This is a genomic window from Corynebacterium sp. ACRPZ (genome assembly GCF_022346205.1).
GTDB classification, from domain to species: Bacteria; Actinomycetota; Actinomycetes; order Mycobacteriales; family Mycobacteriaceae; genus Corynebacterium; species Corynebacterium lehmanniae.
Genome location: NZ_JAKRMR010000002.1, coordinates 66,058 through 80,268 on the forward strand (window position 1 = coordinate 66,058; position 14,211 = coordinate 80,268).

The following is a 14,211-nucleotide window of genomic DNA, read 5'->3' on the forward strand; positions in this document are numbered from 1 at the left end:
CGGGGAAGCTTATGCGCGGATGATGCCGAGGATTTCCTCGGTCAGCGCGTCCACCTCCTCGCGCGTCGGCGCCTCGGCGTTGAGCCGCAGCAGCGGCTCGGTGTTGGAGGCGCGCACGTTGAACCACGCCTTGGAGTCCTTCAACTGCACCGTCACGCCGTCGAGGGTGTCCACGGATTCCGCGCGTTCCGCAAACGCGTCCACCACGCGCTGCGTGGCGGCTGCCTGGTCGGCGACCTCGGAGTTGATCTCGCCGGAGGCGGTGTAGCGCTCGTAGGCGCCCATCAGCTCGCTCAGCGGCGCGTCCTGCTCCGCCAGCGCGGCCAGCACGTGCAGCGCGGCCACCAGGCCGGAGTCGGCGTTGAAGAATTCCGAGAAGTAGTAGTGCGCGGAGTGCTCGCCGCCGAACAGCGCGGAGTGCTCCGCCATCTGCGCCTTGATGTAGGAGTGGCCCACGCGGGTGCGCACCGCCTTGCCGCCGTGCTCCTCGATCAGCTCCGGCACCGCGCGGGAGGTGATCAGGTTGTGGATGATCGTCGCGCCCGGGTGCTGCTCGAGCGTGCGGGTGGCAATCAGCGCGGTGATCGCGGACGGCGAGACGGCCTCGCCGCGCTCGTCCACCACGAAGCAGCGGTCCGCGTCGCCGTCGAAGGCCAGGCCGATGTCTGCGCCCTGCTCCACGGTGAACTTCTGCAGGTCCACAAGGTTCTTCGGGTCCAGCGGGTTCGCCTCGTGGTTGGGGAACGTGCCGTCGAGCTCGAAGTACAGCGGGCGGATGTCCATATCGCCCAGCACCGCCGGCACCGTCATGCCGGCCATGCCGTTGGCCGCGTCCACCGCGACAACAAGCTTGCGGCGCGTGGGCACCGGCACAAGTTCGCGCAGGTAGGAGGCGTACTCCTCCAGGGCGTCATGCTTATCGACGACTCCCGCTTCCCCCTCGTACCCCGGCACGCCCTCGAGGATCATGCGGCCAATCTCGCCCAGGCCGGTGTCCGTGGACACCGGGGTCGCGCCCGCGCGGCAGAGCTTGATGCCGTTGTACTGCGCCGGGTTGTGCGAGGCTGTGAACATCGCGCCGGCGCAGCGCTGGGTGCCGGCGACGAAGTAGAGCTCGTCGGTGGACGTCAGGCCCAGCAGGGTCACGTTGATCCCCTGGCTGGCAGCGCCCTCGGCGAAGGCATCTGCAAGCGCCGGCGAGGAAGGGCGCATGTCGTGGCCGACCGCGATGCGGGTCTCGCCTTCCCCGCGCAGGATGTGCGCGAACGCCGCGCCAGCGGTGCGGACGAAGTCCTCGTCGATGGTCTCGCCGACGACGCCGCGGACGTCGTACGCCTTGATAACGCTTTTCAGCGTTGCTTCTGTGTGCTCAATAGCCATGCGCGGTATCTTATCGCGCGCCCCCGACACGGGCCTGCGCAGACCGCTGTTGCTACTGCTCTACCTCCGGGTCCGGCACGATGCGCAAGTGCGAGCGACGCGCCGCCTTGGCCGCCGCGATCTGCTCCTCCACCCGCTTCGTGCGGTGCACCGGGTGGTTGGAGGTGTCCGGGTTGTTGAAGTCTTTCTCCGCCGAGTACTCGATCGGGTCCTGGCCGGTTTCCACCAGACCGGTGGTCACCCGTCCTGCTTCGCGCACCGCCTCCGCGAGTGCGGTGATGTCGGTGTTCTCCTCGTCCAACTCGTCGTCGTCGAGTTCGACGTGCTCGACGCGGACTAGCTCCCAGCCCACCGGGGCAGTGATGTACGCGGAATGGCGCTCGCACAAATCCCAGGCGTGCGGGTCCGGGGCGGGCGCGAGCGGCCCGATAACTGCCGTCGAATCCGCGTACGCGTAGATCAGCGTGGCCACGGCGGGCCGGCCGCATCCGGGGCGGCAACAACGGCGGTAGATATTCACGGCGCCAAGTCTAAACCCCGCATTGAGATTTCGACAGTGCAACGCGGCGCGCCCGCGACACCTGCGCCGCGCGGCGCAATAGCATTGCCAGCTATGAGCTCCACCGGCCCCTCCCATGTGCAACCGGCCCGCAACCGCCACGGCCACGGCGTGCGCGGGCCCATCCTGCCGATCGGCGTGCCGCGCTACCGCACCCGCGCAGACAGCTTCGACCAGTTGGTCATCGACGCCTACGCGCCACTGCACAACCAGTACTTCAACGAGCTGGCCGGCGTGGACCTAGCCGTGGACACCATTCCCCGGATGCGTCTCAGCCCCGACATGACGGTGTTTCCGGACGAGATCATCGCCGACGGCCCGGTGCCGCTCGGGCGCGTGCTGCAGGCCGGGGTGGACAAGCAGGGCAACCCCACCCGCGCACGCTTCGTGGTGTTCCGCATGCCCATCGAGCACCGGGCAGCGCAAACACAAGAGCGGTCAGAACTCATCACATGGGTTCTGACCGCTCTTGTGGCCAATTACCTCAACTTGGATCCGAGGACTATCTCCCCAGACTTCCCCTGGTAGGGCTTAGCCGATCTGCTTTTTCAGGCGGCGGCGCTCACGGTCGGAGAGCCCGCCCCAAATGCCAAAACGCTCGTCGTGCTCGAGCGCGTATTCCAAGCACTCGTCGCGCACTGCGCACGCTTTGCAGATCCGCTTCGCCTCGCGGGTGGAGCCGCCCTTCTCCGGGAAAAACGCCTCCGGGTCGGTCTGGGCGCACAGCGCCTGATCCTGCCACTCCTGCTCGACGGCGCCGAACAACTCGTCGAGGGTCATCCCTCCTGCGGCCGCGCCGCGGAGGGTGGCGTCTGCCTGGTTTTCCACGCCATTACCTTCCTTAGTTGCTTGTCGGTCGTATAAGAGTGGTGACCGCAGTTCCCGGCTGGCGGGCACTGCGGATAACACTGCTGTGATTACACACCGGGACACTAAATAGCCGCAACCAGAATTCTGCAGTTTCGGTCCCCCGCCCCTCATTTCCCACGTCGCTCGTCACACGAGTCACATTAGTCACACGCGCCAGGAGATGGGGGTGCGCATCGGGGGTACTACATATGGTAGCGGCGCCGATTTGAGCAACTATTTTTCAGTTTTGGCGTGTCGCTTACGCGTCCGGAGAGAAACGCACTCCCGAATCCGGGATTTCCACGCCCGGCCACACGCGCATGCCCGCCTGCAGCTCGCAACGCGCGCCAATAGTTGCCCCCTCGCCGATCACGCAGTCCGTGATCCGCGCGTTCGCGCCGATCCGCGCACCAGCGGCGATAATCGAGTTGCGCACCATCGCGCCAGGCTCGATGGTCACGCCGTCGAAAATCACCGAGTCGTCCACACGCGAGCCGGCCCCGATCTCGCAGCCGCGGCCCACAGCCGTGCCACCGATGAGGATGACGCCGTGCGCGACGCCAGCGGAGTCGTCCACAAGCGACTCGCCCGTACGCCCCTCGAGCAACGGCGAGTACGCGATGCCGCGCACCACATCGGAAGACCCCTGGACGAAATCGTCCGGGCGGCCCATGTCGCGCCAGTAGGACGAATCCACGTGGCCGACCACCTTCGCGCCCGCCTCCAGCAGACCCGGGAACGTGTCGCGCTCCACCGACACCACGCGCCCGGCCGGGATCTGCTCGATCACAGAACGCTTGAACACGTAGCAGCCGGCGTTGATCTGGTCGGTCGGCGGGTCCTCCGTCTTCTCCAAAAACGCCAGCACGTTGCCGTCCTCGTCGGTAGGCACCGAGCCGAACGCGCGCGGATCCGGCACGCGCACCAGGTGCAGCGTCACGTCGGCGTCCTTGTCCACGTGGGTGGTGGCGATGGCGGACAGGTCCGCGCCGGAGAGCACATCGCCGTTGAACACCATGGCGTTGTCGTAGCGCAGCTTGTCGTACACGTTGCGGATGCCGCCGCCGGTGCCGAGGGCCTCTTCCTCCACCACGTACTCGATTTCCAAGCCGAACTCGGAGCCGTCGCCGAAGTACTCCTCGAACACCTCAGCCTTGTACGACGTGCCCAGCACCACGTGGTTCATGCCTGCCGCCTTGATGCGGGCGAGCAGGTGCGCCAAAAACGGGTAGCCCGCGGTGGGCAGCATCGGCTTCGGGGTGGACACCGTCAGCGGGCGCAAACGCGTGCCGCGCCCGCCCACCAGGATCACCGCGTCCATCTCAGTGACTGCCCCGTCGGGCGCCTGTGCGGCGCCGATGTGCTCCGAAGTTGCCATTGCTTGTCCTTTTCTTCCTGGTGTTTGTGGTCTAACTAAGTATCGGTGCGCCGCCGCGGTTTGCGCAGGCCAAGTTGGAACGCCCCGCGCACTTTCAGCCCGAGCCACAACGCCCACCGCAGCGGTGCCTGCCACGGGTGCGGGTGCCTGTCGCGCTGGAAGCGGTAGGCCGAGCCATGGTGGGCGGGCACCGTGACCTTGCGGAACTTGCCGGCCACGTGGCCCTGGTCGTGCAGGATCACCGACGACGGGCAGTACAGGTTGTCCCACCCTGCGCGCGTAAGCCTGTCGCCGAAGTCGATGTCTTCGAGGTACATGAAGTAGCGCTCGTCGAAGCCGCCGATGGCGTCGAACGCGTCCCACCGCACCAGCAGACACGCGCCCGAGAGCCACCCTGCGGTGCGCTGGACGTGCATGTTCGCGTCCGCCTTGTAGGCGCGGGAAAACGGGTTGCGTGGCCAGACGTCGTAAAGCAATGCATGCCCGATGCCTGTGGCAAGCCCGGGCACCTCGCGGGCGCTCGGGTACGCGGAGCCGTCCGCTTCCTCGATGCGCGGGCCCGCCGCCCCCGCCTTTGGAGCAGCGTCGATGCAGCGGATCAGCTCGTCGATACTGCCCGGGCCAAACTCCACGTCGGGGTTGACGATGAGGAAGTAGTCGTTTCGGATCGCATTCGCTTCTCGACGCTCCGCAAGCGCCGCGGCCGCGACATTAATCGCCGCCCCGTAGCCGATGTTTCCGCCGGTGGGAAGGAATTCCACGCGCTCGTGCTGAGCGGCGGCGCGCTGCGGCGCACCGTCGGTGGAGCCGTTGTCCGCGCAGACCAAATGCACCTCGCCGCGCGTCGCCGCGTCGAGCGACGCAATCAGGTGCGACAAATGCTCGCCCGGCGAGTACGTCACCGTGATCACCGCGAGCGGCGCGTCAGTCGGATGGAGAGAGTCAGCGTTCACAATGGCTGGAATCATACCCACCAGTGGGGCCGAAATTGGTGTACGGCACAGGCACTGCGGCAGGGATTCAGGCGGGGATGTCGTATACTTCCCCGCGTGACTGACCCCAACCGCCGTGCCCGCGACATTCAGGCGGCACCATCGCGAACGCGAGACGTGTCCCAGTCCGGCCACCCCGTGATCAAAGGGGTCCTGGCGGTGGTCTCCGCCCTGGCCATCACTCTGTCCGGCGTCGGCTACTTCGCCGTCGGCCGCCTGGGCGGGCAGCTGTCCGCCTCAGAGCTGGACGTGAGCTCCCAGAGCAAATCCAAGGGCAAGGGCAACAAGGACGACGCGGTGCTCGACGGCGCGGTGGATATCCTGCTCGTCGGCTCCGACTCGCGCACGGACGCGCAGGGCAACCCCTTAAGCGAGGACGAGCTCGCCCGCCTCAACGCCGGTGTGGCCGACGGCGAGATCAACACCGACACCATCATGGTTGTCCGCATCCCGGAGGACGGCTCGAAGGCGACGGCCGTTTCCATCCCGCGCGACACCTACGTCCACGACTCCACCTACGGCAACCTCAAGATCAACGGCGTTTACGGCGCCTACGCTGCCGACAAGCGCGAAGAGCTGGTCGAGGAAGATGGCATGTCCGAAGGCCCCGAGCTGGAGCAGCGGGTCGCGCGCGCGGGCCAAGAGGGGCTGATCGACGCGGTGGCCGACCTCACCGGCGTGGAGGTGGACCACTTCGCGCAGGTGGGCCTGCTCGGCTTCGTGTTGCTCACCGACGCCGTCGGCGGCGTGACCGTGTGCCTGAACAACGCGGTGGACGAGCCGCTGTCCGGCGCCCACTTCCCCGCCGGCGTGCAGACGCTCAACGGCACGCAGGCGTTGTCGTTCGTGCGCCAGCGCCACGACCTGCCGCGCGGCGACCTCGACCGCATTGTCCGCCAGCAGACGTTCATGGCGTCGCTGGTGCGCAACATGCTCTCTGCGGGCACCCTGACCAACCCGGCGCGCCTGCGCGAGCTGGCTAACGCCGCCGAGCGCTCCGTCACGCTGGACAAGGACTGGGACGTGGTCCGCTTCGCCCAGCAACTTTCCGGCCTGGCCGGCGACAACGTCACCTTCACCACCATTCCGGTGACCTCCGTCAACGGTGTGGGCGACTACGGCGAATCTATCGTCACCGTCGACGTGGCCCAGGTGCACCGGTTCATGGAAGACGCGGTGGAGCCCGATCAGGAAGAAGAGGACACCACCGAGACCTCCGACTCCGCAGACTCTTCCGACTCCGCGGCGTCGTCGACGCTTAGCTCCCAGGACGTCATCGTGCTCAATGCCGGGGCTGTGCCGGGCCAGGCGGGCCGCGTCGGCGAGGAGCTGGGCAAACAGGGCATCCAAGTTTCCGAGGTGGCCAACGCAATGGACGGCCTGTACTACCAGAGCCAGGTTGTGGCGCCCGACGCGGACGACCCTGCCGCCCAGGAGCTCGCCCGGATCCTCGGCGGTGTGCCGGTAGTGGCCAACGCCACGCTCGAGCCGGGCACGATGGTGGCGGTCGTGGCCGACGATTACGCAGGCCCGGGTCTCATGACCGAGGAGGAAGCGCAGCAGGAGGCGCCTGTGGGCACGCCGGGTGAGGATTTCGGCGCGACCGAGATCGGCCCCGAGATCACCGCCGACGGCGACAGCCCGCGCTGCGTGAACTAGCCCCCACCCCACCAGACCTTGTCCCACATTCCGGGAATGAAATTCCAGGCATTTTCCTGAAACTGGAGAAAACCCTGCTCGCGGTTTGGTAGAACCAGATTGCATGACTCGCACACCACGGCCCGAGCCATCGCCAGAGACCACAACAACCACCGGAACGAGTGGCGCGCCCGAAAAGCAGGGCGCGACCGACCGCGTCCTCAACACCATCGAGAAGGTGGGCAACAAGCTCCCCGAGCCGTTCACCCTCTTTCTGCTCCTGTTTTTGATCACCGCCGTCATCTCCACGGTGATGGCCTGGTCCGGGGCCCAAGTCCAGGTCCCAGGCTCCGACGAGGTCCGCCCGATCCACGGGTTCTTCACCAAGGAAGGCCTGGCCTGGTTCACCGTGAACCTGGGCGAAAACTACGTCGGGTTCCCGCCACTTGTCTACGTGATGCCCATCATCTTGGCAGTCGGCATCGCGGAGCGCTCCGGCATGCTCTCGGCGCTGATCCGCCGCTTGTTCGGCTCCGCCAACAAGACCGTTCTGCCTTACGCGGTGGGCCTGATCGGTGTGTCCGCCTCCCTGATCGCGGACCCGGCCTTCATTGTCATCCCGCCGCTGGCCGCCATGGTGTTCAAGGCCGCAGGCCGCCACCCCGTCGCCGGCCTGCTGGGTGGTTTCGCCTCCGTGGGTGCCGGCTACGCAACGTCGATCCTGCCCGGCTCCCTAGACGCGCTGTTTGCCGGCATCACCAACTCCGTCATGGAGGCGCTGCCCAGCCTGGAGGCAAACGAGGTCACGGTGATGTCCAACTACTGGTTCAACATCGCCTCCGCCTCGATCCTGGGTTTCATCGCCGGCCTGATCATCGACAAGGTGCTGGAGCCTCGCCTGAACAAACTGGGCGTGCCAACCGAGGTCGCGGAAGGCGAGGACGCCCCGGACCTGGACCGCGACGGCAACGAGATCACCGCCGAGCTCACCGCAGCGGAAAAGCGCGGCCTGACCGCCACGCTGTGTGTCACGCTCCTGCTCACCATTGTCGGCACCGTCGCTGTGCTCGTGCCGGGCTCCCCGTGGCGCAACGAGGAAGGCACGTTCCTGCCGGATTCGCCCCTGATGGAGTCTTCCGTGTTCATCGTGGTGCTCTACTTCGTGGTGATGGGCTTGGTGTACGGCAAGGTCTCCGGCACGGTGAAAAACGTCACCGACGTCACCGACATGATGGGCTCGTCCATCAAAGAAATGACCGGCTTCTTGGTGCTGGCGTTCATCCTCGGCCAGTTCCTCGCGCTGTTTAACTGGTCCGGCATCGGCACCTGGACCGCCGTAAAGGGCGCGGAAGCCCTCGAGTCCGCGGGCATCGGCGGCTTCGGCGCGATCATCACCTTCGTCATCCTCGCCTCCTGCCTGAACCTGCTCATCACTTCCGGGTCTGCGCTGTGGACGCTCATGGCCGCTGTGTTCGTGCCCATGTTCGCGCTGCTGGGCTTCGACCCGGCGTTCATCCAGGCCGCCTACCGCGTCGGCGATTCCGCAACGCAGATCATCACCCCGCTCAACCCGTACATCATCGTCATCCTCACCCAGCTGCGCCGCTACGAGCCGAAGGCCGGCATCGGCACCCTGATGTCGCGCCTGATCGTGTTCACCGTGGTGTTCTGGATGTTCTGGCTGGTGCTGCTGTTTATCTGGTACCAATTCGACTTGCCGTTGGGGCCGGGCGCGTCGATCATGTTGGCGTCGTAAAGCAATTGCCCCTTACGATGGGCGGGCATGAGTATGTTCGCACCGCTGATGCAGACCGACCCTTCGACGCCGCGCCTGACCGTCTATGACGACTCGCGCGGCGTGCGCATGGATTTTTCGGCGCAGACGCTGGACAACTGGGCCAGCAAGGTCGCCAACATGCTCGACGAGGAATTCGACGCCGGCGACGAGGTCGCCATCGACCTGCCGGTGTCGTGGCAAGCGGCGGTCATCGCGATCGGCGCGTACAACTCCTCGCGCACCCCGCTTATCGACGCCTCCGGTGCCCCCGCCCCCGACCTCATCTTCACCACCCTGGACGGCGCCGCGCGGTGGAGCGAGGTGCCCGATTGCGTGGTGGTCTCCGACGACCCGTTCGGCCGCGGCGTGGTGGAAGCCGGCGGCGAACTGCCCGTGGGCACCGTGGACTTCGGACCCACCGTGCGCTTCTACGGCGACGACTACTTCGGCACCTCGCCTGCGCTGAGCTCGTTCGCGGTGCCCGGCATTGAGGCGGAGCGCTACCTGGTGCAGGACTGGCACACCACCGAGGAGTTCGCCGCGAACGTGCTCGGCCCCATCGCCGCCGGCGGCTCCGTCGTGGTGGTCACCGGGCTGGTGTCCGCCGAGCGGCTGAAAGAGATCGCCGAAGCGGAGAAAGTCACCCGCTTCATCGACGGGCAGTAACGCGGCGGGGCTGTGGCTGGTTATTCTGGCCCGGTCGGCTATCCTGTGGCGGATACACTCACGCCCATGAAGGGACCGCCCATGCTCACCAGCTCTATCTCCCGCCGCGCCATCGCCCCCGCGCTCGCCGTCGCCCTCGTCGCCGGCGCCGCCCCGGTGGCCACCGCCGCCCCGGCAACCGACACCGCCGCCCCGGCGAAGGAAAAACAGTCCAGCGGCCCGGGCAGTTCCGAGTTCACCCAGGACGAGATCGACAACGCCATGCGTTTCGCCGGCCTGCTCACCGGCATCCTCGCCATCGTGGCCACCATCGGCGCCGCCGGCCTGTACTTCGCCGGCCCGCACCTGGGCCTGAACCTGCCGGGTCTGCAGAAGTAGCGCTTCCGGCCGCGCGGCCCCCGTCTCGGCGCGACCCCCATTCCACAAACCCCGAGTAAGGGATCCAGAGTATGGCCCAAAATCGGCCTTACTCTGGATCACTTACTCGGGGTTTAGCTCTGTAGGTCTGCCCCAGTCCACTGCCGGATAGCCTCACGGATCGCATCCGACCGGGTGGCCAGACCCTCCGCTTCGGCGCGGGCCATGAGGGCGGCGACCGTTTCGTCGTCGAGACGCACCGGCACGACCGTGCCTGCACCTTTACCTACTGGTGGACGACCTCGGCGCGGAGCCGGCAGCTTTGAAAGGTCGTAACCCGCTTCAGCCTCATCAGCCCACCGCTGAATTTGCTCTTCGGTGATCGATTTGCCGTGGATCTTTTCCATGCGGATATCGTATACGAAAATCCGACCCCTACCGCCCGAGCACGCGGCGCACGAAACGGCGCCAAACCACCCGCGCCACGGAGTGCGGCAGCGCCACCACCTCCCGCGCGTAGTTTTTCACCCGCGACGTCTCCGGGGTCGGTGCCGCCACCAACTGCACCGGAATGCCCAGGTGCCACGCCCACACGCGGGTGCGCAACACGTGAAACCCGCTGGTCACCACGGTCAGGCACGCGACCTCCGGGAACAGCGCCCGGGAGCGCTCCAGGTTTTCGTTGGTGGAGCGCGCCTCCGGCTCCAGCACGATCGACGACTCGGGCACCCCGCGGACCAGCAACCAGTCGGCCATCACCTCCGCCTCCCCAAACCCGGTAACCACCAGCGGCGCGGGGGCCGCGCGCCACACCTCGAGCGCCCGGCGCAGCCGGAATTCGAGCATGCGCGAGGGGCGCCCGTCGACGATGCGGGCGCCCAGCACGACGATTGGGTTATTCACCCATCAGGCGCTTGCGTAGCGCCTCGTCCTTGCGCTCGACCTCGGCCGCCATGCGCGCCTGGTAGTCCACCATCTTGCGCTGCACGGACGGGTCGGCGGCACCCAGGATGCGCGCGGCCAGAAGGCCTGCGTTTTTCGCCCCGCCGATGGAGACGGTCGCCACCGGCACGCCGCCCGGCATCTGCACGATGGACAGCAGCGAGTCCAGCCCGTCCAGCGTGTCCAGGGCGCGCGGGATGCCGATGACCGGCAGCGGGGTCGCTGCCGCCACCATGCCCGGAAGGTGCGCCGCCCCGCCGGCGCAGGCGATGATCACCTGCAGGTCGCGCGTGTGCGCTTCCTTGGCGTAGGCCAGCATTTTCTCCGGCGTGCGGTGCGCGGAGACCACGCCCACTTCGAAGGGGATGCCGAATTCGGCGAGCACCTCGGCGGCCGGGGCGACGGTGTCCCAGTCCGAGTCGGAGCCCATGATGATGCCAACGACTGGCTGTGCCATGTGTCTAGTCCTTCCAGGTTGCGTGGATGATGTAGTGCGCGGCGTCCTCGGCCACGGCGAGCGCTTCCTCGACGGTGTCGGCGCACACGTTGACGTGCCCCATCTTGCGCCCGGGGCGGTGGTCCTTGCCGTAGAGGTGCACCTTGGCCTGCGGGTACTTGCGCATCACCTCAACGACGCGCTCGGCCATCGGCACAGTGGGGTCCTCGTCGCCGCCGAGGGTGTTGACCATGACGGTTGCGGGCGAAAGCTTATCGACGGCACCTAGCGGCCAATCCAGCACAGCCCGCACATGCTGCTCGAACTGGGAGGTCACGCACCCGTCCTGGGTCCAGTGGCCGGTGTTGTGCGGGCGCATGGCCAGCTCGTTGACCGACACTTCCGGGCCGTTGTCGCCCTCGTACTCGAACAGCTCCACGGCCAACACGCCGGTCACGCCCAAGCCTTCGGCGACCTGCACGGCGAGCTCCTCGCAGCGTTTGGCCAGCTCCGGGGACATGCCCGGCGCGGGCGCGATGGCCACGCGGCAGATGCCGCCGTCCTGGCGCGACTCCACCACCGGCCAGGCGCGCACGTCGCCGGAGCGGTTGCGCGCCACCATCGCGGAAAGCTCACGGGTGAACGCGACCTTCTTCTCCGCCATCAGCGGCAGGTCGCGGCCCAGCAGGTCCTCGACCAGCTCGGCGCACTCTTCGCGTGACGACGGGAACCACACCCCGTGGCCGTCGTAGCCGCCGCGGGTGGCTTTCAGACACACCTGGCCGCCGGTCTCATCCCAGAACGCCTCGGCGTCCGCGGCCGACGCGATCGCTGCGAACGCGGGCACCGGCAGGCCTGCCTCGGACAGGCGCTTACGCTGCTCGAGTTTGTCCTGTGCGTAGATCAAAGCATCGGGGCGGGGCTCGACGGCCACGCCACCGTCGATAAGCAATTGCGCGTACTCGTTGGGCACATGCTCATGGTCGAAGGTGACCGCATCCGCGCCACCCACGACCGCGCGCAGATCCTCGAGCTTGGTGTAATCGCCGAGGCGCACATCGCCGAACACCTGCGCCGCCGAGGCATCCTTACTCGCGGCGAGCACGCGGGTCTCCACGCCGAGTTCGATCGCTTCCGTCTGCATCATCCGTGCCAACTGGCCGTCGCCGATGACGGCGACGAGGGGCATCCCATAGGCGTTACTCACCCTGCACACTGTAGTCGCCCCTCCGACTAGCATCGCAGCCATGTCTGCAACGATTGCCCGCCACACCATTTTCCAAAACTCGCTGATGACCGCGCTTCTCGACGGCATCTACGACGGCGAGCTGACCATCAGCGACATCCTGAGCAAAGGCAACTTCGGCCTGGGCACCTTCGACGCCCTCGACGGCGAGATGCTCATCCTCGACGGGGTGTGCCACCAGCTCACCTCCGACGGCAAAGCGCGCGTGGCCGATTTGGACCAGCGCACCCCGTTTACCGTGGTGACCAACTTCGTGCCGCGGATGCGCTTCGACGCGCCCGCCGGCATGGTGCGCTCCGAGCTGGCCAAGTTCATCGACGACGCCGAGCCGAGCCACAACTTCTTCACCGCCGTGAAGATCACCGGCCGGTTCAAGGAAGTGGTGGTGCGCACGGTGACCAAGCAGGAAAAGCCCTACCCGCCGATGTCCGAGGCCGTCTCCGACGACGCGGAGCACGTCTTCACCGACGTCGAAGGTGTCATCGGCGGTTTCCGCACCCCCATGTACGCCAAGGGCATCGGCGTGCCGGGCTGCCACGTGCACTTCATCGATAACGAGCACTCGCGCGGCGGCCACGTGCTGGACTACACCGTCGACGAGGCCGTGATCGAGCTGTGCCCCGGCACCGACATGGAGCTGCACCTGCCGGTCACCGCCGAGTTCTTGGGCGGCAAGCTCTCCCCCGAGGACCTGGACGAGCAGCTGCACACCACCGAGATCAAGGGGGACAAGTAGGGCCTTGGCTTCAGCGCGCTGGCTTTAGCGCGCCGCGCCGAGCGCGCGCTGCAGCACCTTCTCCACCGAGCGCGTCTTGCCCACCCGCTCGAACACGATCGGCTGAGCGTAGCCGTACACCGCCACGTTGATGCCGCCGCGCTCGCGGCGCACGGAGTGGATCTGGCGCAGCGGGATGGAATCCACCGCCCCGCGCCGGCCGCGGGCCAGGATGCGCTTGTCGGTGACGATGAAGCGCCGGCGCCTGGACGCCACCAGCGGGACGATGAACCGCCACAGCACGAGCAGCGCCCAGATAAGCACCACAATGTTGCGCAGGCCCGGGTCCACGTGCGGGGTCACGTCCATCCAGCCGATGGCCATCCACGCCACGCCGGTCACGGCCACCAGCTCCAGCAGCGGGATGGTCAGCGAGGAAAGCGGCGCGCACACGTCGGCGAGGACGACTTCGTCCCCGCCGACGCGAAACGGTGCTTTGCCAGCCATAAACAGGCAGGGTACTGCACGCCTAGGACGTCGGCCGCAGATGGTGGACGTCGCCGACGGAGAAAGCGGAGCCGTCGATAAGCACTTCGCCCTCGTCGTTGACCCCGGTGACGGTGCCGGTGACGGTCTCCTCGCCCTCGCGCATCTCCAGGCGCACGTTTTGGCCGATGGTCGAGCACACGGCACGGTAGTCCTCGAGCAGCTGCGGGTCGCCCTCGCGCCACTGGTTCAGGCGCTTGCCCATGGCGAGCAGGATGTCGGCGGTGAAGTCGTCGAAATCCACGTCCAGCCCCTCGAGGTTGAGCGCGGTGGCGGTCTCCACCGGCAGGTCCTCGGTCCGCATGGCCACGTTGATGCCGATGCCCACAATCACCCGCGGCAAGTCCAGCGCGGAGAGGATGCCGGCGATTTTCTTGCCGCCGATCTGCACGTCGTTTGGCCATTTCAGCCGCGCCTGCGGCACCACGTCTGTCACGGCCACGCCCGGCGCGATGGACAAAAGGCCAAACGGCGGCACCTTCTCGGGCACCTCCACCACCATGCTCATCGCCAGCTGCGAGCCCTTCGGCGAGACCCAATGGCGCCCCAAGCGCCCTTTGCCCTCAGTCTGCTCGTCGGCGATGAGCACCGTGCCGGGCTCGCCCTCTTTAAGCAGGTCAGCGTTGGTTGATCCGGTGGTTTCCACCCACCGCACGTTCGGCCAGTACTCCGCCACCGCGTCCTGGATGGCCTGAATGTCGCGCACAGTCATGGGTTCGAGCATATTGCC

The 14,211-nt window shown here is 67.0% G+C and carries 17 protein-coding genes; 6 read left to right on the plus strand and 11 right to left on the minus strand.

Annotated features, from left to right (window positions below; translation table 11 throughout):
* Positions 1-9 precede the first annotated feature (9 nt).
* A complete protein-coding gene (locus tag MHX64_RS01700; RefSeq protein ID WP_239356833.1) occupies positions 10-1,380 on the minus strand; it encodes a phosphomannomutase/phosphoglucomutase in 1,371 nt (456 codons plus the stop codon).
* Between the two features lie 52 nt (positions 1,381-1,432).
* Positions 1,433-1,900 (minus strand): DUF3499 domain-containing protein, encoded by a 468-nt coding sequence (locus MHX64_RS01705; RefSeq protein WP_239356834.1) that lies wholly within the window; start codon positions 1,898-1,900, stop codon positions 1,433-1,435.
* Positions 1,901-1,993: 93 nt separating this feature from the next.
* On the opposite strand from MHX64_RS01705, the gene MHX64_RS01710 reads away from it, so the two are divergent.
* Positions 1,994-2,467: a metallopeptidase family protein gene (locus MHX64_RS01710; RefSeq protein ID WP_070476127.1), complete on the plus strand. Its 474-nt coding sequence runs from the start codon at positions 1,994-1,996 to the stop codon at positions 2,465-2,467.
* 3 nt (positions 2,468-2,470) lie between these two features.
* Here the strand turns inward: MHX64_RS01710 and MHX64_RS01715 are convergent, their stop codons facing one another.
* The 3 genes from MHX64_RS01715 to MHX64_RS01725 form a co-directional block, all read right to left on the minus strand.
* Positions 2,471-2,719 (minus strand): WhiB family transcriptional regulator, encoded by a 249-nt coding sequence (locus tag MHX64_RS01715; RefSeq protein ID WP_171194374.1) that lies wholly within the window; start codon positions 2,717-2,719, stop codon positions 2,471-2,473.
* A gap of 328 nt (positions 2,720-3,047) precedes the next feature.
* Positions 3,048-4,166, minus strand: coding sequence for a sugar phosphate nucleotidyltransferase (locus MHX64_RS01720; RefSeq protein ID WP_070844803.1), 1,119 nt, complete (start codon positions 4,164-4,166; stop codon positions 3,048-3,050).
* Between the two features lie 35 nt (positions 4,167-4,201).
* Positions 4,202-5,134, minus strand: coding sequence for a glycosyltransferase family 2 protein (locus MHX64_RS01725; RefSeq protein WP_239356835.1), 933 nt, complete (start codon positions 5,132-5,134; stop codon positions 4,202-4,204).
* 81 nt (positions 5,135-5,215) lie between these two features.
* Between MHX64_RS01725 and MHX64_RS01730 the strand changes: the two genes are divergently transcribed.
* The 4 genes from MHX64_RS01730 to MHX64_RS01745 all read left to right on the plus strand — a co-directional run bounded on the left by MHX64_RS01730 (position 5,216) and on the right by MHX64_RS01745 (position 9,617).
* Positions 5,216-6,817 (plus strand): LCP family protein, encoded by a 1,602-nt coding sequence (locus MHX64_RS01730; protein ID WP_181889940.1) that lies wholly within the window; start codon positions 5,216-5,218, stop codon positions 6,815-6,817.
* Between the two features lie 103 nt (positions 6,818-6,920).
* The gene (locus MHX64_RS01735) at positions 6,921-8,552 is read left to right on the plus strand and encodes an AbgT family transporter (RefSeq protein ID WP_239356836.1); all 1,632 of its coding nucleotides are present in this window, start codon (positions 6,921-6,923) and stop codon (positions 8,550-8,552) included.
* 27 nt (positions 8,553-8,579) lie between these two features.
* Positions 8,580-9,239, plus strand: coding sequence for a TIGR03089 family protein (locus MHX64_RS01740; protein ID WP_239356837.1), 660 nt, complete (start codon positions 8,580-8,582; stop codon positions 9,237-9,239).
* 66 nt (positions 9,240-9,305) lie between these two features.
* Positions 9,306-9,617, plus strand: coding sequence for a hypothetical protein (locus MHX64_RS01745; protein ID WP_239356839.1), 312 nt, complete (start codon positions 9,306-9,308; stop codon positions 9,615-9,617).
* A gap of 113 nt (positions 9,618-9,730) precedes the next feature.
* Here MHX64_RS01745 and MHX64_RS01750 read toward each other — a convergent pair whose 3' ends face one another.
* From MHX64_RS01750 to MHX64_RS01765, 4 genes are read right to left on the minus strand one after another with little or no spacing between them, the layout of a single operon-like run.
* On the minus strand, positions 9,731-10,003 hold the full coding sequence (locus MHX64_RS01750; protein ID WP_239356841.1) for a ribbon-helix-helix domain-containing protein: 273 nt from the start codon (positions 10,001-10,003) through the stop codon (positions 9,731-9,733).
* 28 nt (positions 10,004-10,031) lie between these two features.
* Positions 10,032-10,442 (minus strand): YdcF family protein, encoded by a 411-nt coding sequence (locus tag MHX64_RS01755; protein WP_239356855.1) that lies wholly within the window; start codon positions 10,440-10,442, stop codon positions 10,032-10,034.
* Between the two features lie 49 nt (positions 10,443-10,491).
* Positions 10,492-10,995 carry a 5-(carboxyamino)imidazole ribonucleotide mutase gene (gene purE, locus MHX64_RS01760; protein ID WP_070845032.1) on the minus strand — a complete coding sequence of 168 codons (504 nt, stop codon included), beginning with the start codon at positions 10,993-10,995 and terminating at the stop codon, positions 10,492-10,494.
* A gap of 4 nt (positions 10,996-10,999) precedes the next feature.
* Complete coding sequence (locus tag MHX64_RS01765) at positions 11,000-12,181, minus strand: 5-(carboxyamino)imidazole ribonucleotide synthase (protein ID WP_370642107.1); 1,182 nt, start codon at positions 12,179-12,181, stop codon at positions 11,000-11,002.
* Between the two features lie 40 nt (positions 12,182-12,221).
* Here MHX64_RS01765 and budA point away from each other — a divergent pair, with 40 nt between their 5' ends.
* Positions 12,222-12,956 carry an acetolactate decarboxylase gene (gene budA / locus MHX64_RS01770; RefSeq protein ID WP_239307695.1) on the plus strand — a complete coding sequence of 245 codons (735 nt, stop codon included), beginning with the start codon at positions 12,222-12,224 and terminating at the stop codon, positions 12,954-12,956.
* Between the two features lie 24 nt (positions 12,957-12,980).
* Here budA and MHX64_RS01775 read toward each other — a convergent pair whose 3' ends face one another.
* Together MHX64_RS01775 and MHX64_RS01780 are read right to left on the minus strand one after the other, a co-directional pair.
* Entirely contained in the window at positions 12,981-13,442 is a 462-nt protein-coding gene (locus MHX64_RS01775) for a hypothetical protein (RefSeq protein ID WP_239356843.1), read from the minus strand.
* Between the two features lie 22 nt (positions 13,443-13,464).
* Positions 13,465-14,193 (minus strand): biotin--[acetyl-CoA-carboxylase] ligase, encoded by a 729-nt coding sequence (locus MHX64_RS01780; protein WP_239356845.1) that lies wholly within the window; start codon positions 14,191-14,193, stop codon positions 13,465-13,467.
* Between the last annotated feature and the right edge of the window lie 18 nt (positions 14,194-14,211).

Bases quoted from the DNA above. Each gene is read 5' to 3' on its own strand.
- MHX64_RS01700 (WP_239356833.1), bottom strand. From the start codon at position 1,380: ATGGCTATTGAGCACACAGAAGCAACGCTGAAAAGCGTTATCAAGGCG.
- MHX64_RS01710 (WP_070476127.1), top strand. From the start codon at position 1,994: ATGAGCTCCACCGGCCCCTCCCATGTGCAACCGGCCCGCAACCGCCAC.
- MHX64_RS01715 (WP_171194374.1), bottom strand. From the start codon at position 2,719: ATGACCCTCGACGAGTTGTTCGGCGCCGTCGAGCAGGAGTGGCAGGAT.
- MHX64_RS01720 (WP_070844803.1), bottom strand. From the start codon at position 4,166: ATGGCAACTTCGGAGCACATCGGCGCCGCACAGGCGCCCGACGGGGCA.
- MHX64_RS01725 (WP_239356835.1), bottom strand. From the start codon at position 5,134: ATGATTCCAGCCATTGTGAACGCTGACTCTCTCCATCCGACTGACGCG.
- MHX64_RS01735 (WP_239356836.1), top strand. From the start codon at position 6,921: ATGACTCGCACACCACGGCCCGAGCCATCGCCAGAGACCACAACAACC.
- MHX64_RS01740 (WP_239356837.1), top strand. From the start codon at position 8,580: ATGAGTATGTTCGCACCGCTGATGCAGACCGACCCTTCGACGCCGCGC.
- MHX64_RS01745 (WP_239356839.1), top strand. From the start codon at position 9,306: ATGAAGGGACCGCCCATGCTCACCAGCTCTATCTCCCGCCGCGCCATC.
- MHX64_RS01750 (WP_239356841.1), bottom strand. From the start codon at position 10,003: ATGGAAAAGATCCACGGCAAATCGATCACCGAAGAGCAAATTCAGCGG.
- MHX64_RS01755 (WP_239356855.1), bottom strand. From the start codon at position 10,442: ATGCTCGAATTCCGGCTGCGCCGGGCGCTCGAGGTGTGGCGCGCGGCC.
- purE (WP_070845032.1), bottom strand. From the start codon at position 10,995: ATGGCACAGCCAGTCGTTGGCATCATCATGGGCTCCGACTCGGACTGG.
- budA (WP_239307695.1), top strand. From the start codon at position 12,222: ATGTCTGCAACGATTGCCCGCCACACCATTTTCCAAAACTCGCTGATG.
- MHX64_RS01775 (WP_239356843.1), bottom strand. From the start codon at position 13,442: ATGGCTGGCAAAGCACCGTTTCGCGTCGGCGGGGACGAAGTCGTCCTC.
- MHX64_RS01780 (WP_239356845.1), bottom strand. From the start codon at position 14,193: ATGACTGTGCGCGACATTCAGGCCATCCAGGACGCGGTGGCGGAGTAC.